Source organism: Massilia sp. 01N417 (genome assembly GCF_056399645.1).
The window spans coordinates 77514-100526 of the sequence record NZ_JBFTRS010000005.1; the positions used below are offsets into that span (position 1 = coordinate 77514).

21 protein-coding genes and 2 tRNA genes are annotated in these 23013 nt (G+C 64.5%); 20 read left to right on the forward strand and 3 right to left on the reverse strand.

The features are described 5' to 3' along the window. Positions 1-22: 22 nt before the first annotated feature. The 12 genes from pstC to AC1DOQ_RS07290 all read left to right on the forward strand — a co-directional run bounded on the left by pstC (position 23) and on the right by AC1DOQ_RS07290 (position 12627). Positions 23-1030, forward strand: coding sequence for a phosphate ABC transporter permease subunit PstC (gene pstC, locus AC1DOQ_RS07235; RefSeq protein ID WP_477361668.1), 1008 nt, complete (start codon positions 23-25; stop codon positions 1028-1030). After that, positions 1031-1885: a phosphate ABC transporter permease PstA gene (gene pstA, locus AC1DOQ_RS07240; protein WP_477361670.1), complete on the forward strand. Its 855-nt coding sequence runs from the start codon at positions 1031-1033 to the stop codon at positions 1883-1885. Between the two features lie 10 nt (positions 1886-1895). Continuing rightward, entirely contained in the window at positions 1896-2705 is an 810-nt protein-coding gene (pstB, locus tag AC1DOQ_RS07245; RefSeq protein ID WP_477362037.1) for a phosphate ABC transporter ATP-binding protein PstB, read from the forward strand. Positions 2706-2752: 47 nt separating this feature from the next. After that, complete coding sequence (gene phoU, locus AC1DOQ_RS07250) at positions 2753-3454, forward strand: phosphate signaling complex protein PhoU (RefSeq protein WP_477361672.1); 702 nt, start codon at positions 2753-2755, stop codon at positions 3452-3454. A gap of 4 nt (positions 3455-3458) precedes the next feature. Next, the gene (locus tag AC1DOQ_RS07255; RefSeq protein WP_477361674.1) at positions 3459-4151 is read left to right on the forward strand and encodes a response regulator; all 693 of its coding nucleotides are present in this window, start codon (positions 3459-3461) and stop codon (positions 4149-4151) included. A gap of 99 nt (positions 4152-4250) precedes the next feature. Next, positions 4251-5543: a phosphate regulon sensor histidine kinase PhoR gene (gene phoR, locus AC1DOQ_RS07260; protein WP_477362039.1), complete on the forward strand. Its 1293-nt coding sequence runs from the start codon at positions 4251-4253 to the stop codon at positions 5541-5543. Between the two features lie 81 nt (positions 5544-5624). After that, positions 5625-6542 (forward strand): patatin-like phospholipase family protein, encoded by a 918-nt coding sequence (locus AC1DOQ_RS07265; protein ID WP_477361676.1) that lies wholly within the window; start codon positions 5625-5627, stop codon positions 6540-6542. 34 nt (positions 6543-6576) lie between these two features. After that, positions 6577-6984 (forward strand): GlcG/HbpS family heme-binding protein, encoded by a 408-nt coding sequence (locus tag AC1DOQ_RS07270; RefSeq protein WP_477361678.1) that lies wholly within the window; start codon positions 6577-6579, stop codon positions 6982-6984. Between the two features lie 222 nt (positions 6985-7206). Further along, the gene (carA, locus tag AC1DOQ_RS07275) at positions 7207-8382 is read left to right on the forward strand and encodes a glutamine-hydrolyzing carbamoyl-phosphate synthase small subunit (RefSeq protein WP_477361680.1); all 1176 of its coding nucleotides are present in this window, start codon (positions 7207-7209) and stop codon (positions 8380-8382) included. Next, entirely contained in the window at positions 8383-11613 is a 3231-nt protein-coding gene (carB, locus tag AC1DOQ_RS07280) for a carbamoyl-phosphate synthase large subunit (protein WP_477361682.1), read from the forward strand. It begins immediately after the preceding gene. Positions 11614-11702: 89 nt separating this feature from the next. Then, positions 11703-12176, forward strand: a complete 474-nt coding sequence (greA, locus tag AC1DOQ_RS07285) for a transcription elongation factor GreA (protein WP_477361684.1) — start codon at positions 11703-11705, stop codon at positions 12174-12176. A 1-nt stretch (position 12177) separates the two neighbouring features. Further along, complete coding sequence (locus AC1DOQ_RS07290; protein ID WP_477361686.1) at positions 12178-12627, forward strand: DUF4149 domain-containing protein; 450 nt, start codon at positions 12178-12180, stop codon at positions 12625-12627. 26 nt (positions 12628-12653) lie between these two features. Here the strand turns inward: AC1DOQ_RS07290 and yhbY are convergent, their stop codons facing one another. After that, positions 12654-13121, reverse strand: a complete 468-nt coding sequence (yhbY, locus tag AC1DOQ_RS07295) for a ribosome assembly RNA-binding protein YhbY (protein WP_477361688.1) — start codon at positions 13119-13121, stop codon at positions 12654-12656. 46 nt (positions 13122-13167) lie between these two features. Here yhbY and AC1DOQ_RS07300 point away from each other — a divergent pair, with 46 nt between their 5' ends. The 7 genes from AC1DOQ_RS07300 (at position 13168) to AC1DOQ_RS07330 (ending at position 19599) form a co-directional block, all read left to right on the forward strand. Continuing rightward, positions 13168-13806: an RlmE family RNA methyltransferase gene (locus AC1DOQ_RS07300; protein ID WP_477361690.1), complete on the forward strand. Its 639-nt coding sequence runs from the start codon at positions 13168-13170 to the stop codon at positions 13804-13806. Positions 13807-14065: 259 nt separating this feature from the next. Beyond that, positions 14066-15949 (forward strand): ATP-dependent zinc metalloprotease FtsH, encoded by a 1884-nt coding sequence (gene ftsH / locus AC1DOQ_RS07305; RefSeq protein ID WP_477361692.1) that lies wholly within the window; start codon positions 14066-14068, stop codon positions 15947-15949. A 70-nt stretch (positions 15950-16019) separates the two neighbouring features. Beyond that, on the forward strand, positions 16020-16859 hold the full coding sequence (folP, locus tag AC1DOQ_RS07310) for a dihydropteroate synthase (RefSeq protein WP_477361694.1): 840 nt from the start codon (positions 16020-16022) through the stop codon (positions 16857-16859). Positions 16860-16887: 28 nt separating this feature from the next. After that, a complete protein-coding gene (gene glmM, locus AC1DOQ_RS07315; RefSeq protein ID WP_477361696.1) occupies positions 16888-18228 on the forward strand; it encodes a phosphoglucosamine mutase in 1341 nt (446 codons plus the stop codon). Positions 18229-18310: 82 nt separating this feature from the next. After that, positions 18311-18387 (forward strand) — tRNA-Pro (locus AC1DOQ_RS07320). 61 nt (positions 18388-18448) lie between these two features. Beyond that, positions 18449-18525 (forward strand) — tRNA-Arg (locus AC1DOQ_RS07325). Between the two features lie 90 nt (positions 18526-18615). Then, positions 18616-19599, forward strand: coding sequence for an MBL fold metallo-hydrolase (locus AC1DOQ_RS07330; protein WP_477361698.1), 984 nt, complete (start codon positions 18616-18618; stop codon positions 19597-19599). Between the two features lie 6 nt (positions 19600-19605). Here AC1DOQ_RS07330 and AC1DOQ_RS07335 read toward each other — a convergent pair whose 3' ends face one another. Both AC1DOQ_RS07335 and AC1DOQ_RS07340 read right to left on the reverse strand, forming a co-directional pair. Then, positions 19606-20835: a family 1 glycosylhydrolase gene (locus tag AC1DOQ_RS07335; RefSeq protein WP_477361700.1), complete on the reverse strand. Its 1230-nt coding sequence runs from the start codon at positions 20833-20835 to the stop codon at positions 19606-19608. A gap of 180 nt (positions 20836-21015) precedes the next feature. Then, positions 21016-21378: a hypothetical protein gene (locus AC1DOQ_RS07340; protein WP_477361702.1), complete on the reverse strand. Its 363-nt coding sequence runs from the start codon at positions 21376-21378 to the stop codon at positions 21016-21018. Between the two features lie 79 nt (positions 21379-21457). Here AC1DOQ_RS07340 and AC1DOQ_RS07345 point away from each other — a divergent pair, with 79 nt between their 5' ends. Next, complete coding sequence (locus tag AC1DOQ_RS07345; protein ID WP_477361704.1) at positions 21458-22990, forward strand: TonB C-terminal domain-containing protein; 1533 nt, start codon at positions 21458-21460, stop codon at positions 22988-22990. Positions 22991-23013 lie beyond the last annotated feature (23 nt).

Sequence of the window (23013 nt, forward strand, 5' to 3'; positions counted from 1 at the left end):
GTTCAAAAACTTGAATAAACACATGAGCGCACAAACCGCGATCGCAGCAGATCAGGCAGCCCTGGACGACGCCAGCGCTGCCCGCCTGCGCAACACCATGCGCAACCAGCGCATCCAGGACTTCTTCTTCCATAAAGTCACCCTGCTGTTCGCGGCTTCCGTGCTGCTGGTGCTGGTCGGGATCATCGTCTCGCTGGCGATCGGCGCGGCGCCGGCCTTCCGCGAATTCGGCGCGCGTTTCATCGTCACCAACGAGTGGGATCCGGTCAACGACCAGTTCGGCGCCCTGATCGCCATCACCGGCACCCTGGCCACCTCGGTCATCGCGCTGCTGGTGGCGGTGCCGATCAGCTTCGGCATCGCCCTGTTCCTGACCGAGATCTGCCCGGCCTGGCTGCGCCGCCCGATGGGTACCGCGGTCGAGCTGCTGGCCGGCGTCCCCTCCATCATCTACGGCATGTGGGGCCTGTTCGTGTTCGCGCCTTTCTTCGGCGACCACATCCAGCCGCTGCTGAAAAAGACCCTCGGCCTGCTGCCTTTCGTCGGCAAGATGTTCCAGGGCCCGACCATGGGCCTGGGCATCCTCACCGCCGGCATCATCCTGGCCGTCATGATCATCCCCTTCATCGCTTCCGTGATGCGCGACGTGTTCGAGATCGTCCCCGCGGTGCTGAAGGAATCGGCGTACGGCCTCGGCTGCACCAAGTGGGAAGTGGTGCGCAAGATCGTGCTGCCCTATACCCGTACCGGCGTGGTCGGCGGCGTCATGCTGGGCCTCGGCCGTGCGCTCGGCGAGACCATGGCCGTCACCTTCGTGATCGGCAACGCCAACGAGATCTCCTGGTCGCTGTTCGCCGCCGGTAACTCGATCTCGTCGACCCTGGCGAACGAGTTCGCCGAAGCCAGCTCGCCGCTGCACGTGTCCTCGCTGTTCGCGCTGGGCCTGATCCTGTTCGCGATCACCTTCATCGTGCTGTCGGCCGCCAAACTGATGTTGCTGGGTATGTCCCGCAAAGAAGGAGCAAAATAAATGGAAGGCGTCATGAATCCGGTCTACCGCCGCCGCCTGCTGGGCCACCGCATCGGCATCGCGCTGTCGGTGCTGGCGATGGCCGTCGGCCTGGGCTTCCTGGCCTGGATCCTGTTCACCCTGCTGGTGCACGGTTTTGGTGCACTGTCGCACACCCTGTTTTCGCTGGATACGCCGGCCCCCGGCAGCGAGGGCGGCATCCGCAACGCCATCGTCGGCAGCCTGCTGATGGTCGGCCTGTCCGCCCTGGTCAGCACCCCGATCGGGATCCTGGCCGGCATCTACCTGGCCGAGTACGGCCAGAACAACAAGTTCGCCGCCGTCACCCGCTTCGTCACCGACATCATGCTGTCGGCGCCCTCGATCGTGGTCGGCCTGTTCGTCTACGCGATGCTGGTGCCGCGCATGGGCCACTTCTCGGGCTATGCCGGCACCCTGGCGCTGTCGCTGATCGCGATTCCGGTGGTGGTGCGTACCACCGACAACATGCTGCACCTGGTGCCGAACAGCCTGCTCGAAGCGGCTTTCGCCCTCGGCGCGCCGCGCTGGAAGGTGGCGACCACGGTGCGCCTGCGCGCGGTGAAGGCGGGTGTCGTGACCGGCGTGCTGCTGGCCGTGGCCCGCATCTCCGGCGAAACCGCGCCGCTGCTGTTCACCGCCCTGAACAACCAGTTCTTCACGGCCGACATGAACCAGCCGATGGCCAACCTGCCGGTGGTCATCTACCGCTTCGCCATGAGCCCGTATGAAGACTGGCAGTCGATCGCCTGGGGCGCGGCCCTGCTGGTGACCTTCAGCGTGCTGCTCCTGAATATCCTGTCGCGGACCCTGTTCCGCCAAAAGAACCCGCAATAACATGATCATGATGACCCAAGCCGCCATCTCCACCGCGAACGCCAAGGCGACCGTGAACAAGCCGAAAGCCAAGACCATCGAAGTCCAGGGCCTGGATTTCTACTACGGGAAGACCCAGAGCCTGAAGAACGTCAGCCTCGACATCCACGACAAGCAGGTGACGGCCTTCATCGGCCCCTCGGGCTGCGGCAAGTCGACCCTGCTGCGCACCTTGAACCGCATGTACGATCTCTATCCGGGCCAGCGCGCCGAAGGCCAGATCCTCTACCGCGGCCGCAACATCCTGGAGCCGGGCGTGGACGTCAACATGCTGCGCGCGAAAGTCGGCATGGTGTTCCAGAAGCCGACCCCGTTCCCGATGTCGGTCTACGACAATATCGCCTTCGGGGTGCGCCTGTACGAAAACCTGTCGAAGGGCGAGATGGATGAGCGCGTCGAATGGGCGCTGAAGAAGGCGGCCCTGTGGACCGAGGTCGAGGACAAGCTGAACAAGAGCGGCCTGTCGCTGTCGGGCGGCCAGCAGCAGCGCCTGTGCATCGCGCGCGGCGTGGCGGTGAAGCCGGACGTGCTGCTGCTGGATGAGCCGACGTCGGCGCTGGACCCGATCTCGACCGCGAAGATCGAGGAACTGATCAGCGAGCTGAAGGGCGACTACACGATCGCCATCGTGACCCACAACATGCAGCAGGCGGCGCGCTGCTCGGACTACACGGCCTATATGTACCTGGGCGAGCTGGTCGAGTTCGGCGAGACGGACCAGCTGTTCATGAACCCGTCGAAGAAAGAAACCCAGGATTACATCACCGGCCGATTCGGTTAATACGGGCGGATACGGTAAGATAACCATATAGAACAGGAAACACAGACATGGTAGGCGAACACTCTTCCAAGCAGTACGACCAGGAACTGGAAGCCATCCGTTCCAAGGTACTGCTCATGGGCGGCATGGTCGAAACCCAGTTCGACGAGGCGATCGAGGCCTTCCGCGTCGGTAACGCCGACCAGGCCGACAAGGTGATCGGCGACGACCAGGCCGTGAACCAGCTCGAAGTACAGCTGGACGACGCCTGCAGCCACCTGATCGTGCGCCGCCAGCCGGCCGCGAACGACCTGCGCACCGTGATGGCGACCATCAAGGTGATCACCGACCTCGAGCGCATCGGCGACGAGGCCAGCAAGATCGCGCGTACCGCCAAGAGCCTGCACGAGCGCGGCATGATCGGCTTCAACCACTACGACATCGTGCGCACCATCTCGCGCAACACCGCCGACATGCTGCACGACGCCCTCGACGCCTTCGCCCGCCTCGACGGCAAGCAGGCATTGCAGATCATCGCCCAGGACGACGAGATCGACTACGAATTCCGCACCATCCTGCGCAACATGATCACCTTCATGATGGAAGACCCGCGCACCATCTCCTCGGCCCTCGACACCCTGTGGGTGGCCAAGGCGATCGAACGCATCGGCGACCACGCCAAGAACATCGCGGAATACGTGATCTACGTGGTCGAGGGGCGCGACATCCGCCACTCGAAACCGGCGCTGGTCAGCCAGGCGGAAGGCTGAGCGGATGGCGGCCAACACGAGTGTCCTGATCGTCGAGGATGAACCGGCGATCGTCGAGCTGGTGAGCTACTCGCTGCGCGAGACCGGCTGGGAGATCCGCACGGCCGCCAACGTGGCGTCGGCCTGGGACTCGATCGTGCAGGCACGGCCGGACCTGCTGCTGCTGGACTGGATGCTGCCCGACCAGAGCGGGCTGCGGCTGCTGTCGCGCCTGCGCGGCGACCGCGATTTCCAGGATATCCCGGTGATCATGCTGACCGCGAAGAGCATGGAAGAGGACAAGATCGCCGGCCTGAACACGGGCGCCGACGACTACGTCACCAAACCCTTCTCGCCGCGCGAGCTGCTGGCGCGGGTCAAGGCCCTGTTGCGACGCAAGAGCCCGCACCTGGCCGAGGCGCCGCTGTCGGCCGGCCGGGTGACCCTGGATCCGGGCAGCTGCACCGTCACCCTCGACGGACGCCAGCTCGACATGGGCAATGCGGAGTACCGCCTGCTGAAGTTCCTGATGGCCCACCGCGAGCGCGTGTTCTCGCGCAGCCAGTTGCTCGATAAAGTATGGGGCGATGCCTCGGCGGTCGAAGAGCGCACCGTCGACGTCCACGTGCTGCGCCTGCGCAAGGCCCTGAAGGAAGCCGAAAAGCTGATCAAGACCGTCCGCAGCGTCGGCTACATGCTGACTGAGAAAGAACTGTAAGCCGTGCAAGCCGCTCCAGAATCCTCTCCCGAATCCGCCCAGGAGCCCGCGCCGGACGCCAGCGTCGCCGCGCCCGTGCCGTCGTCCGCGCCCTCCGGCATCCATCCGCGCCTGCTGTTCTGGGTGCCCGCGCTGCTGCGCCTGGGCCTCGTGTTCCTGGCCGCCGGCGTCGCCTGGTGGCTGTTCGGCCTGGTGGCCGGGCTGTCGCTGGCGCTGCTCATCACCATGAGCCTGCTGGTGGTGCAGCTGGCCTACTTGCACCAGCTGGGCGAATGGCTCGATCATCCGCACAGCAGCCGCCTGCCCGACGGCTGGGGTTCGTGGACCGACGTCTTCGCCCGCCTGTATAGGCTGCGGCGCGACGACGAGCGCAACCAGAACGAGCTGGCCGAATGGCTGGCGCGCTTCCGCCAGGCCATGCACCTGCTGCCGGAAGGGGTGGCGATCATGGACGACGTGCTGTTCCTGGAGTGGTGCAATCCGGCCGCCGAGCGCCACCTGGGCCTGACCCTGGACAAGGACAAGGGCCGCCGCGTCACCAACCTGATCCGCCATCCGGAATTCATCGACTACATCATCCTCGGCCGCTACGAACAGCCGCTGACCCTGTCCTTCCGCGGCCGCAAGCTGGTGGTGCAGATCATCCCCTTCGAGAACCGGCGCCAGATCCTGGTGACCCACGACGCCACCGAGACCGAACGCATCGAGGCGATGCGCCGCGACTTCATCGCCAACGCCTCGCACGAGCTGCGCACGCCGCTGACGGTGGTGGTCGGCTTCCTCGAGATCGCCATGGCCGACCCGGGAATGGACGAGCGCACCCGCGTGGCCCACCTGAAGCTGATGACCGAACAGGCCCAGCGCATGCAGCGCCTGATCGAGGACATGCTGACCCTGTCGCGCCTGGAATCGACCGAGTACCCGCTCAAGCGCGAGCGGGTCGATGTCAAGGCCCTGGTCGAGCAGGTGGCGCTGGATGCGCGCGCGCTGTCGAGCGGGCGGCACACCATCGACTTCACGGTCGACGGTCCGGACGTGATGGGCAGCCTGGACGAACTGCGCAGCGCCTTCGGCAACCTGGCGACCAATGCGGTGCGCTACACGCCGGAAGGCGGGACGATCAAGCTGGCCTGGGAGCGCGGTGCGAACGACCTGAGATTCTCGGTGACGGACACCGGCATCGGCATCGACGAGCAGCACATCTCGCGCCTGACCGAGCGCTTCTACCGCGTCGACAAGAGCCGCTCGCGCGAAACCCAGGGCACGGGCCTGGGACTGGCGATCGTCAAGCACGTGCTGCTGCGGCATGGCGGGAAGCTGAGCATTTCCTCGCAGGCGGGGCAGGGGAGTGTGTTTACGGCGGTGTTGCCCAATACTTCCTTGCCGGGGTGAGTGGGGCGGCTTAAGCCTCGTCTACGTCAGCAGCCGGCAGAGTCGGGTTACAATCCCAGCTTTACCCCAAGCTCCGGATCCATGCTGTCTCGACGCTCCCTCCTGTCCACCGCGGCCGCGGCCCTGCTGCTCGCCGGCTGCGGCAGCGCTCCCACCCAGCCATCCGCACCGGTCGCCGCCACGCCGGCGCCGCAGCCGCGCCATGTGAAGATCGGCCTCGCCCTCGGCGGCGGCGCCGCGCGCGGCTTTGCCCATATCGGCGTGATCAAGGCGCTGGAAGCCCAGGGCATCGTGCCCGACATCGTGGTCGGCACCAGCGCCGGCTCGGTGGTCGGCTCGATGTACGCCTACGGCTACAACGGCTTCACCCTGCAGAAGATGGCGATGGAGATGGACGAGGCGTCGATCTCGGACTGGGCCCTGCCTTTCTTCAGCAAGTCGCCGGGCGTGCTGAAAGGGGAGGCGCTGCAGTCCTATGTGAACAAGGCGGTGCACAACCTGCCGATCGAAAAGCTCAAGATCCCCTTCGGCGCGGTCGCCACCGATCTGAAGACCGGCCAGCCCATCCTGTTCCGGCGCGGGAATACCGGCATGGCCGTGCGTGCCTCCTCGGCCGTGCCGAGCGTGTTCCAGCCCGTCAGCATCGCCGGCAAGACCTATGTCGACGGCGGCCTGGTGGCGCCGGTGCCGGTGCGCTTCGCCAAGGAGATGGGCGCCGAGTTCATCATCGCCGTCAACATCTCGAGCGCGACCGAGGCCCAGGCCACGGCCAGCTCGCTTGACGTCCTGATGCAGACCTTTACCATCATGGGCCAGCGCCTCAACCAGCACGAGCTGAAGGACGCCGACGTCGTCATCACGCCGGCGCTGGGCGCGATGGGCAGCGCCGACTTCAACGGCCGCAACCTGGCGGTGCTGGCCGGCGAGCAAGCCGCAGCCGCCGCCATGCCGCAGCTGAAGGCCAGGCTCAAGGCGATGCAGCTGACCCCGGCCCCCTGAAGAATTCATCACCACGACAACAAGGAAGACAACGATGCAAACCAAGCCCGTACTGACCCTCGAAGACGCCAAGAAGATCGCCGCAGCCGCCGAGCAGGAAGCCGTCGCCAACAAGTGGAATGTCGTGATCTCGATCGTCGACGACGGCGGCCACCTGCTGTGGCTGCAGCGCATGGACGGTACCGCCCCGATCTCGTCCTATATCGCACCGCAGAAGGCCAAGACCGCCGCCCTCGGCTGCCGCGAATCGAAGATCTACGAAGACATGATCAACAACGGCCGCGTATCCTTCCTGAGCGCACCGGAACTGCAGGGCATGCTGGAAGGCGGCGTGCCGATCGTGGTCGACGGCCGCACCGTCGGCGCGGTCGGCGTCTCGGGCGTGAAATCGACCGAGGATGCGCAGATCGCCAAGGCCGGCATCGCCGCCCTGGGTCTGTAATTTCCTAAGGGGAACGGCAGGCGAGTGCAAGGATGGACGATTGCCGGACAGGCGGATTCGCGCTATAATTCGGAAGTTTATCCATCACTCACCTGCCGTAGCGCATACCCACTTACATCATCATTCTGTAGACCTCGCGCCCACGGTAGATCTATCGTCGCGGCGTACCCGAAGGTCAGTCTGACGTGGCGCAGCTACGGCAACCTTCTTGGAGAGTTGCCCTTGCCGCCATTTTTTTCTGGCCCAGCCGTTCCAGCCATCCTGGCCCTCGCAGACGGAACCATTTTCAAAGGATATTCGATCGGAGCCATCGGTCACACGACCGGTGAAGTGGTGTTCAACACCGCGATCACGGGCTACCAGGAGATCCTTACCGACCCCAGCTACTCGCGTCAGATCGTCACCCTGACGTACCCGCACATCGGCAACCAGGGCGTGAACCCGGCCGACGTGGAAGCTTCCAAAGTGCACGCCGCCGGCCTCATCATCCGCGACCTGCCGCTGCTGGCGTCGAACTTCCGCTCGACCCAGTCGCTGTCGGACTACCTGAAGCAGGAAAACGTGGTTGCCATCGCCGGCATCGACACGCGCAAGCTGACCCGCATCCTGCGCGAGAAGGGCGCCCAGAACGGCGCCATCCTGACCGCCCAGCAGGGCGTGGAACCGTCGGAAGCCCAGGCGCTCGAACTGGCGCGCTCGTTCCCGGGCCTGAACGGCATGGACCTGGCCAAGGTCGTGTCGGTGAAAGAGCCGTATGAATTCACCGAGACCGAGTGGAAGCTGGGCCAGGGCTTCGGCAAGCAGGACAAGCCGCAATTCCACGTGGTCGCCTTCGACTACGGCGTCAAGCGCAACATCCTGCGCATGCTGGCCGAACGCGGCTGCAAGATCACCGTGCTGCCGGCGCAAGCCACCGCCGCCGAGGCGCTGGCCCTGAACCCGGACGGCATCTTCCTGGCCAACGGCCCCGGCGACCCGGCCGCCTGCGACTACGCGATCGAAGCGACCAAGCAGGTGATCGATTCCGGCATCCCGACCTTCGGCATCTGCCTCGGCCACCAGATCATGGCCCTGGCCTCGGGCGCCAAGACCGTCAAGATGAAGTTCGGCCACCACGGCGCCAACCACCCGGTGCAGGACCTCGATTCGAAGAAGGTCCTGATCACCTCGCAGAACCACGGCTTCGCGGTGGATGCCGCCACGCTGCCGGCCAACTGCCGCGTGACCCACGTCTCGCTGTTCGACGGCTCGCTGCAGGGCTTCGAGCGCACCGACAAGCCGGCCTTCTGCTTCCAGGGCCACCCGGAAGCCTCGCCCGGCCCGACCGACGTTTCGTATCTGTTCGACCGTTTCATCAGCCTCATGCAAGCTCAAGCTCAAGTCCAGGAGAAGAAATAAATGCCAAAGCGTTCCGACATTAAATCTATCCTGATCATTGGCGCCGGTCCGATCGTGATCGGCCAGGCAGTGGAGTTCGACTACTCCGGCGCCCAGGCCTGCAAGGCCCTGCGTGAAGAAGGCTACAAGGTCATCCTGGTCAACTCGAACCCGGCGACCATCATGACCGACCCGGAAACGGCCGACGTCACCTACATCGAGCCGATCACCTGGAAGGCGGTCGAGCGCATCATCGAGAAAGAGCGTCCGGATGCGATCCTGCCGACCATGGGCGGCCAGACCGCGCTGAACTGCGCGCTCGACCTGCACCGCAACGGCGTGCTGGACAAGTACAAGGTCGAGCTGATCGGCGCCTCGCCGGAAGCGATCGACAAGGCCGAGGACCGCGCCAAGTTCAAGGATGCGATGACCAAGATCGGCCTGGGTTCCGCCCGTTCCTACATCGCCCACTCGATGGAAGAATCGCGCAACGCACAGCGCGAGCTGGGTTTCCCGGTCATCATCCGTCCATCCTTCACCATGGGCGGCTCGGGCGGCGGCATCGCCTACAACGAAGAAGAATTCGAGGCGATCTGCAAGCGCGGCCTGGAAGCCTCGCCGACCAGCGAACTGCTGATCGAGGAATCGCTGCTGGGCTGGAAAGAGTACGAGATGGAAGTCGTGCGCGACAAGGCCGACAACTGCATCATCGTCTGCTCGATCGAGAACCTGGATCCGATGGGCGTCCACACCGGCGATTCCATCACCGTCGCGCCGGCGCAGACGCTGACCGACAAGGAATACCAGATCATGCGCAACGCGTCGATCAACGTGCTGCGCGAGATCGGCGTCGACACCGGCGGCTCGAACGTGCAGTTCTCGATCAACCCGCTTGATGGCCGCATGATCGTGATCGAGATGAACCCGCGCGTGTCGCGTTCCTCGGCGCTGGCGTCGAAAGCCACCGGCTTCCCGATTGCAAAAATCGCGGCCAAGCTGGCTGTTGGTTTTACTCTTGATGAGCTGCGCAACGACATCACCGGCGGCGCGACCCCGGCCTCGTTCGAGCCTTCGATCGACTACGTGGTCACCAAGATCCCGCGCTTCACCTTCGAAAAATTCCCGGCGGCCGACAAGCACCTGACCACCCAGATGAAATCGGTGGGTGAAGTCATGGCGATCGGCCGCACCTTCCAGGAATCCTTCCAGAAGGCCCTGCGCGGCCTGGAAGTCGGCGTCGACGGCCTGAACGAAAAGACCCGCGACCGCGAGAAGATCGAGGAAGAACTGGGCGAGCCGGGTCCGGAACGCATCTGGTACGTGGGCGACGCCTTCGCCCAGGGCTTCACCCTGGAAGAAGTGCATGCGCTGACCAAGATCGATCCGTGGTTCCTCATCCAGATCAAGGAAATCGTCGACATCGAACTGTGGCTGGATCACCAGAAGCTGGAAAGCCTGGACAAGAACGTGCTGTACAAGCTGAAGCAGAAAGGCTTCTCGGACCGCCGCCTGGCCTTCCTGATGCAGACCACGCCGCAAGCCGTGCGCGAGCGCCGTCACGCGCTGGGCATCCGCCCGGTCTACAAGCGCGTCGACACCTGCGCCGGCGAGTTCGCGACCAACACCGCCTACATGTACTCGACCTATGACGAGGAGTGCGAGTCGAACCCGACCGACAAGAAGAAGATCATGGTGCTGGGCGGCGGCCCGAACCGGATCGGCCAGGGCATCGAATTCGACTACTGCTGCGTGCACGCCGCCCTCGCCATGCGCGAAGACGGCTACGAGACCATCATGGTCAACTGCAATCCGGAGACCGTGTCGACCGACTACGATACCTCGGACCGCCTGTACTTCGAATCGCTGACCCTGGAAGACGTGCTGGAAATCGTCGACCTCGAGAAGCCGGAAGGCGTGATCGTGCAGTACGGCGGCCAGACCCCGCTGAAGCTGGCGCTGGACCTCGAAGCCAACGGCGTGCCCATCATCGGCACCTCGCCGGACATGATCGACGCCGCGGAAGACCGCGAGCGCTTCCAGCAACTGCTGCAGAAGCTGGGCCTGCGCCAGCCGCCGAACCGCACCGCGCGCACCGAAGAAGAGGCGCTGAAGCTGGCCACCGAGATCGGCTACCCGCTGGTGGTGCGCCCGTCCTACGTGCTGGGCGGCCGCGCGATGGAGATCGTCCACGAGCAGCGCGACCTCGAGCGCTACATGCGCGAAGCGGTCAAGGTGTCGAACGATTCGCCGGTGCTGCTGGACCGCTTCCTGAACGATGCCATCGAGTGCGACGTCGACTGCATCTCGGACGGCGAGACCACCTTCATCGGCGGCGTGATGGAACACATCGAACAGGCCGGCGTGCACTCGGGCGACTCGGCCTGCTCGCTGCCGCCGTACTCGCTGTCGCAGGAGACCATCGACGAACTGAAGCGCCAGACCTCGCTGATGGCCAAGGCCCTGAACGTGGTCGGCCTGATGAACGTGCAGTTCGCGATCCAGCGCACCGAAGTGGACGGCAAGGTCCAGGACACCGTGTATGTGCTGGAAGTGAACCCGCGCGCTTCGCGTACCGTGCCGTTCGTCTCGAAGGCGACCGGCCTGCAGCTGGCCAAGATCGCGGCGCGCTGCATGGTCGGCCAGACCCTGGCCCAGCAGGGTGTGACGAAGGAAATCGTCCCGCCGTTCTACAGCGTCAAGGAAGCCGTGTTCCCGTTCGTGAAATTCCCGGGCGTGGACACCATCCTCGGCCCGGAAATGAAGTCGACCGGCGAAGTGATGGGCGTCGGCATGACCTTCGGCGAAGCCTTCGTCAAGTCGCAGCTGGCGGCCGGCATCAGCCTGCCGTCTTCGGGCCGCGTGTTCCTGTCGGTGAAGGGTTCCGACAAGCCGCGCACCGTGGCGGTGGCGCGCGACCTGGTGGCGCTGGGCTTCTCGCTGGTGGCGACCAAGGGCACCGCGGCGGTCATCTCCGCCGCCGGCATCCCGGTCACCCCGGTCAACAAGGTGCTGGAAGGCCGTCCGCACATCGTCGACATGATCAAGAACCACGAGATCGCGATGGTGGTGAACACGGTCGAGGAAAAGCGCAGCGCGATCAACGATTCGCGCACCATCCGCACCTCGGCCCTGCAGGCGCGCGTCGTGACCTACACGACCATCGCCGGCGCCGAAGCGGCGGTGCAGGGCATGCGCCAGCTGGACGAACTGCGGGTCTACGATTTACAAGGCCTGCATAAAACCTTAAACTAAGCATCAAGAGCAGTACCGATAACCACAGAGTTCGCGCGGCTGGCGCCGTGTGACTCTGTGGTTTTACTTTTGTCTTTCGACGGATAATCATGAATACTCCATTGACCAAACACGGCGCCGAACTCCTGAAGGAAGAGCTGCACCAGCTCAAGACCAAGGAGCGCCGCAATGTGATCGATGCGATCGCCGAAGCGCGTTCGCATGGTGACCTGTCCGAAAACGCCGAATACGATGCCGCCAAGGAGCGCCAGGCCTTCGTCGAGGGCCGCATCGCGGAGCTGGAGGCGAAGCTGTCCACCGCCCAGGTCATCGACCCGGCCACCCTCGACGCCGAAGGCCGCGTGGTGTTCGCCTCGACGGTCGACCTCGAAGACCTCGAGGAAGGCCAGAAAGTGACCTACCAGATCGTCGGCATCGATGAAGCCGACCTCAAGCTGAACAAGGTGTCGGTGACCTCGCCGATCGCGCGCGCCCTGATCGGCAAGTACGCCGGCGACGTGGTCGAAGTGCAGGCCCCGTCCGGTCCGCGCGAATACGAGATCCTCGAAGTCCGCTACGTCTGACGTGAAAATCGCCCTCGCCAACGTCCGCCTGCTGCTCGCCGCCCTGTGGGCCGGCAGCGTGTGGGGCGTCAGCTACCTGGCCGCGCCGAGCGCCTTCGCGGTGCTGGACAGCACGCAGGCGGGTTCGGTGGTGGGCATGATGCTGACGCGCGAAGCCTGGCTCTCGATCGTGCTGGCGCTGCTGCTGGCCGTGCTGGCCTGGCGCTCCGCCGACCTCGATGCGAAGCGGCGCCGCTGGCTGTTCTGGTGCATCGGCGGGATGCTGGCCTGCAGCCTGGTCGTCTATCTCGGCCTGCAGCCGGTGATGGCGGCGATCCGCGCGTCGGCCGGCCCGGCCGGGGTGAGGGCCTCGCCGCAGTGGAGCACCTTCGCGGCGCTGCATGGGGTGTCGCAGCTGTGCTACCTGGTCGAGAGCGTACTGGGTGCGATCCTGGTGGTGAAGAGCCGATAAAAAAACCGGGGCGGGCCCGGTTCGTTTTACTTCAGTGCGGTTTTCTTGGTGCTGGCCTGGCGCGGCTTGACGCGCTTGATGTTGCCGCCCTGGGTCACGCGTTCGTTACCCTTGAGCAGGACCTTGGTGACGCTGGGCTTCTTGGTGCCGCTCGGGCTCGGCTTGACGATGGTGACTTCGCGCATGCCCTTGCCGGCCTTGGCCGAACGTTCCTTGACCGCTTCCTTCTTCGGACGATACAGGACCAGCAGCTTGCCGATATGCTGCACGGGCGCCGCGTCCAGTTCTTCGCTGATACGTTCGTAGATGGCGACGCGTTCCTCGCGGTCGTCGCCGAACACACGTACCTTGATCAGGCCGTGTGCGTCCAGGCTGGACGAGATTTCTTTCATGACGGCCTCGGTCAGGCCGGCTTCGCCGATCATGACGACGGGATTGAGCCCGTGGGCTTCAGCACGAAGGGCTGAGCGCTCGGCCGGTGTAAGTTTGATCATAATGGTTCTTTTTTGATGTACCTGATAAAAGCAGTATTTTACGCCAATGGCCAAGAACAAATTCAATAAAAACTGGATTCACGACCACATTAACGACCCATATGTCAAATTGGCACAGAAAGAGGGTTACCGTGCGCGTGCAGCCTACAAGCTGAAAGAGATCGACGAGGCTGAAAAGCTGATCAAGCCCGGCCAGGTGATCGTCGACCTCGGCTGCACGCCCGGCAGCTGGGGCCAGTACACGCGGCGCAAGCTGTCCGGCGGCGAGGACGGCGGCATCAAGGGCACCATGATCGGCCTGGACATGCTGCCGATGGAGCCGATCGCCGACATGCACTTCATCCAGGGCGACTTCCGCGAGGAAGAGGTGCTCGACCAGCTGGCCGCGGTGCTGGATGGCCGCCAGGTCGACCTGGTGCTGTCCGACATGGCGCCGAACCTGTCCGGGATTCCATCGGCGGATGCGGCGCGTATGGAGCATTTGATCGAGATCGCAATTGAGTTTTCTCAAGCGCACCTCAAACCGTCCGGCGCATTGTTAGTAAAATGTTTCAAGGACATGGGGTTCACGCAAATCCTCGAACTCTTCCGCAAGGAATTCAAGGTGGTCAAACAGATCAAGCCAAAGGCCAGCCGCGACAAATCCTCGGAAATCTTCCTGCTGGGGCGCGGTCTCAAGAATTAATTCCCGATTTCACCCTTGATTTTCGGGATTGACGCCGCACATCAGCCACGGATGGTGAGCTTGGTGAAGCCGCTGACGCCATCATGACGGGCGGAGATATGCTTATTCGTGCGCGTCGGAAATAAAAAACCGTTATAGTGACGGGATAAAGCTTCAAAGCGGGCTTCACGGGCGGGCGTGCGTGGCACCGCCCGCTTATTGCGGTAAAATCCGCGTTTGAAACAATGGGAAAAGATGCGTCCGCATCAGAGGAGTTTTCGTGAATAATATGTTTTCCAAATCCGCCATCTGGGTGGTGGTCGCGCTGCTGTTGTTCATGCTGTTCAAGCAGTTCGACAACCACAGCGTCGCGGGCGGCAGCAAGACGATCGCTTATTCCGAGCTGCTCGATGACGTGAAGGCGAAAAAGATCAAGGATGTCACGATCGAGGGATCGAGCATCACCGCCACCCGCCAGGACGACAGCAAGGTCCGCACCACCGCGACCATGCTGGACCGCGGCCTGATCGGCGACCTGCGCGACAATAACGTGCACTTCGACGTCAAACCGCCGGAAGAGCCGTCTTTCCTGCAACAAGTCTTCATTTCCTGGTTCCCGATGCTGCTGCTGATCGGCGTCTGGGTCTTCTTCATGCGTCAGATGCAGGGCGGCGGCAAGGGCGGGGCTTTCTCGTTCGGCAAGTCGAAGGCCCGCATGATGGATGAAACGAATAACACCGTCACCTTCGCCGACGTCGCCGGCTGCGACGAAGCCAAGGAAGAAGTCGCCGAGATCGTCGACTTCCTGAAGGACCCGACCAAGTTCCAGAAACTGGGCGGCCGCATCCCGCGCGGCGTGCTGATGGTCGGCCCCCCGGGTACCGGCAAGACCCTGCTGGCGCGCGCCATCGCCGGCGAAGCGAAAGTGCCGTTCTTCTCGATCTCGGGTTCCGACTTCGTCGAGATGTTCGTCGGCGTCGGTGCGAGCCGCGTCCGCGACATGTTCGAGAACGCCAAGAAGCACTCGCCCTGCATCATCTTCATCGACGAGATCGACGCCGTCGGCCGCCATCGCGGCGCCGGCATGGGCGGCGGCAACGACGAACGCGAACAGACCCTGAACCAGCTGCTGGTCGAGATGGACGGCTTCGAAGCCTCCTCCGGTGTGATCGTGATCGCCGCGACCAACCGCGCCGACGTGCTGGACAAGGCGCTGCTGCGTCCGGGCCGTTTCGACCGCCAGGTGATGGTGGGCCTGCCGGACATCCGCGGCCGCGAGCAGATCCTGAACGTCCACATGCGTAAAGTGCCGATCGGCACCGACGTGAAGGCCGACATCCTGGCCCGCGGCACCCCGGGCTTCTCCGGCGCCGACCTGGCCAATCTGGTCAACGAAGCCGCGCTGTTCGCCGCGCGCCGCAGCAAGCGCCTGGTGGAGATGAGCGACTTCGAGGACGCCAAGGACAAGATCTTCATGGGCCCGGAACGCAAGTCCATGGTCATGCGCGAGGAAGAGCGCCGCAATACGGCCTACCACGAGTCGGGCCACGCGGTGATCGCCAAGCTGCTGCCGAAGGCCGATCCGGTGCACAAGGTCACGATCATGCCGCGCGGCTATGCCCTCGGCCTGACCTGGCAACTGCCGGAACACGACAGCCTGTCAGGTTACAAGGACAAGATGCTGGAAGAAATCTCGATCCTGTTCGGCGGCCGTATCGCCGAGGAGATCTTCGTCGGCCAGATGTCGACTGGCGCCTCGAACGACTTCGCCCGCGCCACCAAGCTGGCCCGCTCGATGGTCACCCGCTTCGGCATGTCGGAAAGCATGGGCGTGATGGTCTACGAAGACGATCCAAACGAAGGCTTCTTCGGCGGCTCAGTCAAGACCATCTCCGAAGCAACCCAGCAGAAGGTGGACGCCGAGATCCGCGCCATCCTCGATACGCAGTACACGCTGGCCCGCCGCCTGCTGGAAGAGAACCGTGACAAGGTCGAAATGATGACCAAGGCCCTGCTCGAGTGGGAAACCATTGATGCCGAGCAAATCAATGAAATCATGGCCGGCCGCGAGCCGACCCCGCCGAAGTCGGTCCAGCTGACCAAGCGTCCGTCGAGCGGCGGCGATTCCGGCGGCGTGGCAACCAACGCCCCGGCCCCGGCCTGAGCGCCAGCCGATCTCATAAAAGACACCCCGCGGGGTGTCTTTTTTTCTGTTCACGATTATCTTTTTTATCATGCGTAAGTATCTCCAATGCGGCCGTTTCGGCTTCGATCTCGCCCAGCGTCCGCTGGTGATGGGCATCCTCAACGTCACCCCCGATTCCTTCTCCGATGGCGGCCGCTACCAGTCCCTCGAATTCGCCATGGAACGGGCCGAGCAGATGATCAAGGACGGCGTCGACATCATCGATATCGGCGGCGAATCGACCCGCCCCGGCTCGCCCAGCGTCCCGGTGCACGAAGAACTGGCGCGCGTGATGCCGGCCATCTTTGCGCTGCGCGAACTCGGCTATGCGCTGTCGATCGACACCTGCAAGCCAGAAGTGATGCGCGAAGCCATCATCGCCGGCGCCGACATGATCAACGACATCAATGCCTTCCGGGCGCCGGGCGCGATCGAGGCGGTGGCCGACAGCGATTGCGGTTTATGCATCATGCATATGCAGGGCACGCCGCAGGACATGCAGGCCCAGCCGGTGTACCAGGATGTGGTGGGGGAGGTGATCGCCTTCCTGCGCGAGCGGATCGAGGCCCTGGAGGCCGCAGGTGTTGCGCGGGAGCGCGTCACGATTGATCCCGGATTTGGCTTTGGGAAGACTGTCGAGCATAATGTCGCATTGCTTCGTAGTATCAACCGCATGGAGAGCGAACTGGGCCTTCCCGTTTTGGCCGGCCTGTCGCGCAAGTCGATGATCGGTGCGCTGACCGGGCGCCCCGTCGAGCAGCGCCTGGCGGGCAGCCTCGGTGGTGCGTTGGCTGCGGTAGCACAGGGCGCCCGCATCGTGCGGGTCCATGATGTGGCAGAGACGGTGGATGCGATCAGGGTGTGGAACGCCACCTTCGCCGGCCACTGAACTGCCAACCGAATAGAAGAGAATAAAAATGGCACGTAAATATTTTGGTACCGACGGTGTACGCGGCCTCGTGGGCGTCGCGCCCATCACGCCCGATTTCGTGATGCGGCTCGGCTATGCCGCGGGCAAGGTGCTGGCCAAGGGCAGCACCGGCGCCAGCGGACGTCCGACTGTGCTGATCGGCAAGGACACCCGCATTTCCGGCTATCTGCTGGAAGCCGCGCTGGAAGCAGGCTTCTCGGCCGCCGGCGTCGACGTGATGCTGGCCGGCCCGATGCCGACTCCGGCGATCGCCTACCTGACCCGCGCACTGCGCCTGCAGGCCGGCGTCGTGATCTCGGCCTCGCACAACCCCTTCCAGGACAACGGCATCAAGTTCTTCTCGGAACACGGCACCAAGCTGCCGGACGCCGTCGAACTCGAGATCGAGGAAGCGATCGACCAGCCGATGGGCTGCGTCTCGTCCGAGAAGCTGGGCCGCGCGACCCGCCTGCGCGACGCCCAGGGCCGCTACATCGAATTCTGCAAGGGCACCTTCCCAAGCGAGCTGGACCTGCGCGGCCTGAAGATCGTGGTCGACTGCGCCCACGGCGCCGCCTACGCCATCGCCCCGCACGTCTTCCACGAACTGGGCGCCGAGGTGATCGAACTGGGCACCAAGCCGGACGGCTTCAACATCAATGACGGCGTCGGCGCCACCGCGCCCAAGGCGATGGCCCAGGCCGTCGTCGAGCACAAGGCCGACCTCGGCATCGCGCTGGACGGCGACGCCGACCGCCTGATCATGTGCGACGCCAACGGCCGCCTGTACAACGGCGACGAGCTGCTGTACGTGATGGTGCGCGCGCGCATGGCGACCGGCAAGGTCGAGGGCGCGGTCGGCACCCTAATGACGAATATGGCGCTCGAAGTCGCCTTCAAGGAAATGGGCGTGGGCTTCGCGCGCGCCAAGGTCGGCGACCGCTACGTCCTGGAAATGATGAAGGAGAAGGGCTGGCTGTTCGGCGGCGAAGGCTCCGGCCACCTGCTGGCCCTCGACAAGCACTCGACCGGCGACGGCATCGTCTCGGCACTGCAGGTGCTGTCGGCCCTCAAGCGCGGCAACCAGAGCCTGGCCGATTGCTGCAAGGAGCTGGTGCTGTTCCCGCAGACCCTGATCAATGTGCGCGTGCAGCCGGGCTTCGACTGGACCCGGCACGATGCGATCGTCGGCGAGAAGGAAGCGGTCGAACGCGAACTGGGCGACCGCGGCCGCGTGCTGATCCGCCCGTCCGGCACCGAACCGCTGGTGCGCGTGATGGTCGAGGCCAAGAGCGCCGAACTGGCCGAGAGCATGGCCAAGCGCATCGCCGCGCGTTTCGAAGTGTAAGGCCGGCAGGAAGTTTTGCCTGCTTGCAGGCAAAGTGTCTTACATTGACGCTTCAAGGCCGGCGGGGTATGATCGTTCCCATCGGAGTGTAGCGCAGCCCGGTAGCGCACCTGCTTTGGGAGCAGGGGGTCCAAGGTTCGAATCCTTGTACTCCGACCACCGTTTCGAATGCGGGCTGTCGTCGACGGCCCGTTTTCTTTTCATCGAGATTTTCATCTCACTGCCCATAGCTCAGTTGGATAGAGCATCAGCCTTCTAAGCTGAGGGTCGCTGGTTCGAACCCAGCTGGGCAGGCCAAGATTTCCTCTCTGCTAGCGAACGACGCCACCGTAGCGTTCGTGTTAACGTCAATTTCGACAACATATCCGTCGAATGACAGGAGGAAACATGCCGTTTTGCCGGTTGCCCTGGCCCTGGTGCGCCACTGCGGGACGCACCGCCGCCCTGATCGCGGCGCTGGCCATCTCGATCGCCGTTCCTGTGCAGGCCCGGCAGGCGCCCGCGGCCGCACCAGGCGGCGAGGTACTGTCGCTCAAGCTGCCGCCAAGCAGCACGCCAGTCACCGAAGCAAGCGGCAGCGTGCAATTCATCGGCACGGCCACCGTCCTGATCCGCTACCAGGGCTTCACCATCCTCACCGATCCGAACTTCCTGCACAAGGGCGACCACGTGCACCTGGGATATGGCCTGACCGCCGAACGCCTGACCAATCCGGCGATCGAACTCGACAAGCTGCCGCCGATCGATTTCGTGCTGCTGTCCCACATGCACGAAGACCATTTCGACAAGCTGGTGCAGGAGAAGCTGGCCAAGGACACGCCCATCGTCAGCACCAAGGAAGCTGCGGCGGCGCTCGAAAAACTCGGTTTCAAGCGCACCATCGGCCTCGGAACATGGGATCAGCTCGAGGTCGAGAAGGGCGAAGCGCGCCTGCGTCTCACGGCCGTGCCGGGACGCCATGGCAAGGCCGGCATGCAGGTCCTGCTGCCCTCGGTGATGGGTTCCGTGCTCGACTTCGGGCCGAATCCCGCCGCGCCGAGCTACCGCATGTACATCAGCGGCGACACCCTGGTGTACGACGACCTGAAGAACATCCCGCAGCGCTTCCCCGGCATCGACCTGGCCCTGCTGCACCTGGGCGGCACCCGCATCCTGGGCGTGTTCAAGGTGACGATGGATGGCAAGGATGGCGTCGATCTGATGCAGATCATCCGGCCGCAACGGGTCATCCCCATTCATTACGACGATTACGACGTGTTCAAGTCGCCACTGGCGGATTTCGCGCGCGAGGTCAAGGCGGCCGGACTGGACCAGCAGGTGACCTATCTGGCGCACGGCGAGACCTACACGTTTACTCCTCGCAAGCGCTAGGCGGTTTTATTCCCGCTCTTCGGTACGCGGCGCCATGGTGGCGTCGTCGTCGAAGGGCCAGCCAGTGTAGGGCGGCACGACGCGCTGGAACTCGTGCGGCATCACGATCGGCACCTGCAGGCACACGCTCTGGGTCGGCAGCACTTCCATCCAGTCGCGCACCAGTTCCTTGTAGGCGATGCCGACCGGGCGGATCTTGCGGTCCAGGTCGAACAGGCCCAGCTCGTTTACATTGCCGTTGTTCTCGCGCAGGGCCGTGTCCCAGTCGACCTGGTCGGTGAGGGAATACCAGGTGAAGCCCACCAGCGGCACGCCGTTGTTGCGCACGCGAAGCACATTGGCCCATTCCTTGCGCAGCCACTGCACGGCTTCGTCGCCGCGCGGCCCCTGGGACAGGTTGGTCTCGGTATGCATCACCGGCAGGCGATAGCGGTTGTAGTACTGGTGGGTGATGACGGCGTAGCCGAAGATCTCGCCGGCCGAGCGCGTCAGGCCGTCGGCCGAGACGTAGTGCTCGTTGGTCTGGTAATAATCGTTGCCCATGATGCAGTGGTGCTTCAGATTATTATTCAGGAAGAAGTGGTACTCGTCGCGGGTCATGCCGTTGTCGAGCATGTACTCGTACATCTCGGAATCGACGCGCCGGCCATAGTTGAGGTCGAGGGAGAGGAAGCGCCGGGCATTGTAGAGTTCGGCCGGACCGATGGCCGCCGGGCTCTCGGCGTGGAAATATTCGGTCGATTCGCTCTGTATGAACAGGGCGTCCGGACGCACCTGCAAGATCGCACGCATGGCCAGGATATTCGCCTTGACCAGGTGCTTCATCGCCGTGATGAAGCTGCGGTCGGTCGTCATCTGCTCGTTCCACCAGCCGTACAGGGCGGAGAACAGGGCGCAGATCGACATCTCGTTGATCGGCGTGTACAGCTGCAGCCAGGGATAGCGCCGTGCGAAGGCGCCGGCATACTCGGCGAAGAGTTCCGGAAAATCCGGGTTCTGGAAGTTGCCGATCCAGTCCGGTACGCCGAAGTGACAGAGGTCGACGATGGAAGCGATATTGCGCTGGCGCAGGTCGTTGAAGGCCAGGTCGGCGAATTCCCAGTCGTAGCGCCTGGGGCCGAGCCAGGTCTTGTGCAGCGGCGGACCATAGCGCAGCACCTTCAGGCCGAGTTCCTGGACCAGGTCGAAATCGGTGCGCCAGTGTTTGTAGTGGCCGCATTTTTCGAGTTCGTCCATCCGTACCCGACCATTCTGGATGGTTGGATTGCTGTTTTCGATACCCGTGGCAAAGATAAATCCTGGAGACATTCAACCCCCTTTCATCCGGAACGCGGCATTTCATTGTAGCCGGGATCGAATTTGCCGTTCCGAACCGTGCGCGCGTATTGCACTGCTGAGTGATAAGCTATGTAACACTTAGACAATATTTCCAACCGCCATCAGCATGTCCATGCCCATCGCGATTCCGGCGACCGTTCCGCGCGTCCCCGCCAACCTGGCGGCGTCGAACCGGCGGCTGGCCGGAGGCTTGCTGGTGTCGCTGCTGCTGCATGCGCTGCTGTTGTCGCTGCAGTTCGGCATCCCCGGGCTGAGGGCGGGTGAGGGCAGGCCCTTGAGCATCGTGTTGGCGCCTTTGCCGGCGGCGGTGCAGCCGGTGCAGCCATTGCCGTCCGTGCCGGTGACGCCGCCTGTCGAGACACCGCCACCACCGCCATTGCCCAGCGTGCCCATGCCGCCGCCGGCCCCGGTCCTGCCCGCCACGACCGAGGTCGCGTCCAAGCCCCTGCCCAGTCAGCCTGCGTCGTCGCCGTCGCCCTCGCGGCACCGCGGCTTCACCTTGCGCGACCCGGCGCCAGCCTTGCCGGCCCCGCCCGCGCCGAAGCCGGCGCCACCTCCGCGACGCAGCCTGCGCCGGCGCAGCCGTCCGCGCATCCAGCCGCCGAAGGAGACCCTGCACACCGAAGTGATCGCGCGTGAGATCAGCGAAGATCCCAGCTTCGTCCTGCCGCAGCCCGAACTGCCCGCATTGGCGGAGGTGCCGAAAGCGCCTGAAGACAGCACGCCGCCGGCGCCCCAGCTTGCACGGCAGGCGGATGAAGAGGAGGCCGTGCGGGCTCGCGCCGCGGCGGAGCGCGAGCTGGCGCAGCAGCGTGAGGCCGAGGAGGCGGTGCGGGTGGCCGAGCAGCAGCGGGCTGAGCAGCAGCGCGCCGAGGAGCTCGCGCGGCAGCAGATGGCCGAGCGGGAGCGTGTCGAGGAATTGGCGCGGCAGCAATTGGCCGAGCAGCAGCGTGCGCAGCAATTGGCCGAACAGCGCCGTGCAGATGAACTCTCGCGTCAACAGGTGGCTGAACAGCAGCGCGCCCAGCAGCTGGAAGAGCAACGCCGCGTCGAGGAGCTCGCACGTCAACAATTGGCCGAGCGGCAGCGTGCCCAGCAGCTAGCCGAGCAAGCTCGCGCCGAAGAAATGGCGCGGCAGCAATTGGCCGAGCAGCAGCGCACCCAGCAACTGGCCGAACAGCGCCAGGCCGAGGATCGCGCCCAGCAGGCCGCCGCGCGCCAGCGTGCCGAGGAACTCGCACGTCAGCAGCTGGCGGAACAGCAGCGCACCCAGCAGCTGGCCGAACAACGCCGGGCTGAGGAAATGGCGCGGCAGCAATTGGCCGAGCAGCAGCGCGCCCGGCAACTGGCCGAACAGCGCCAGGCCGAGGAGCGCGCCCAGCAGGCGGCCGCGCGCCAGCATGCCGAGGAGCTGGCGCGCCAGCAGGCGGCCGAAGCCGAAGCCGCGCGCCGGCTGGCCCGTCAAGACGCGCTGCCCGGCCAGGCGGCCGCCAATCCGGGCAATGCACTTGCGCGTGGCGAGCGCGGTAGCGGTGACGGTCTCGACCTGGGCGCCGGGCAGGGCGCCAGCACGGGATCGCGCGGGCTGCCGGGCAAGGATTTCGGTTCGCGCGCCCGCGAGCTGCTGCGCGGCATCGACGTCGCGAAAGCCGTTCCGCCGGCCATGCGCGCCGCCGAACAGGCCCGGCAGACCATGCGGCGCGCCCTGGCCGATGCCGCACGGCGTGACGTGCCGCTGCGTCTCTACCTCGACAGCGTGCGCCAGAAGATCGAGCGCAACGCCATCGTCAGCCAGATCCAGCTGTCCAGCGGAACCGTGCACACGGATCCGGTGGTGAGCATCGCGATCCGCAGCGACGGCAGCGTCGAAGACGTTACCATCCTCCGCTCCAGCGGGCGTCCGGACATCGACGACGTGGTCCGCCGCATCGTCAGCCTGAACGCGCGCTACTCGGCCTTCCCGGCCAACGTGGCGGCGAACTACGACGTGATCGAATTGCGCCGGATCTGGACCTTTGCCGACGTGCTGCGCCTGGTCGAGGAGGTGCGCTGAGCCCGTTGTGGGGACACTGTTGA

Coding starts and splice junctions, on each gene's coding strand:
- pstC (WP_477361668.1), top strand. CDS start 23: ATGAGCGCACAAACCGCGATCGCAGCAGATCAGGCAGCCCTGGACGAC.
- pstA (WP_477361670.1), top strand. CDS start 1,031: ATGGAAGGCGTCATGAATCCGGTCTACCGCCGCCGCCTGCTGGGCCAC.
- pstB (WP_477362037.1), top strand. CDS start 1,896: ATGACCCAAGCCGCCATCTCCACCGCGAACGCCAAGGCGACCGTGAAC.
- phoU (WP_477361672.1), top strand. CDS start 2,753: ATGGTAGGCGAACACTCTTCCAAGCAGTACGACCAGGAACTGGAAGCC.
- AC1DOQ_RS07255 (WP_477361674.1), top strand. CDS start 3,459: ATGGCGGCCAACACGAGTGTCCTGATCGTCGAGGATGAACCGGCGATC.
- AC1DOQ_RS07265 (WP_477361676.1), top strand. CDS start 5,625: ATGCTGTCTCGACGCTCCCTCCTGTCCACCGCGGCCGCGGCCCTGCTG.
- AC1DOQ_RS07270 (WP_477361678.1), top strand. CDS start 6,577: ATGCAAACCAAGCCCGTACTGACCCTCGAAGACGCCAAGAAGATCGCC.
- carB (WP_477361682.1), top strand. CDS start 8,383: ATGCCAAAGCGTTCCGACATTAAATCTATCCTGATCATTGGCGCCGGT.
- greA (WP_477361684.1), top strand. CDS start 11,703: ATGAATACTCCATTGACCAAACACGGCGCCGAACTCCTGAAGGAAGAG.
- yhbY (WP_477361688.1), bottom strand. CDS start 13,121: ATGATCAAACTTACACCGGCCGAGCGCTCAGCCCTTCGTGCTGAAGCC.
- AC1DOQ_RS07300 (WP_477361690.1), top strand. CDS start 13,168: ATGGCCAAGAACAAATTCAATAAAAACTGGATTCACGACCACATTAAC.
- folP (WP_477361694.1), top strand. CDS start 16,020: ATGCGTAAGTATCTCCAATGCGGCCGTTTCGGCTTCGATCTCGCCCAG.
- glmM (WP_477361696.1), top strand. CDS start 16,888: ATGGCACGTAAATATTTTGGTACCGACGGTGTACGCGGCCTCGTGGGC.
- AC1DOQ_RS07330 (WP_477361698.1), top strand. CDS start 18,616: ATGCCGTTTTGCCGGTTGCCCTGGCCCTGGTGCGCCACTGCGGGACGC.
- AC1DOQ_RS07335 (WP_477361700.1), bottom strand. CDS start 20,835: ATGGACGAACTCGAAAAATGCGGCCACTACAAACACTGGCGCACCGAT.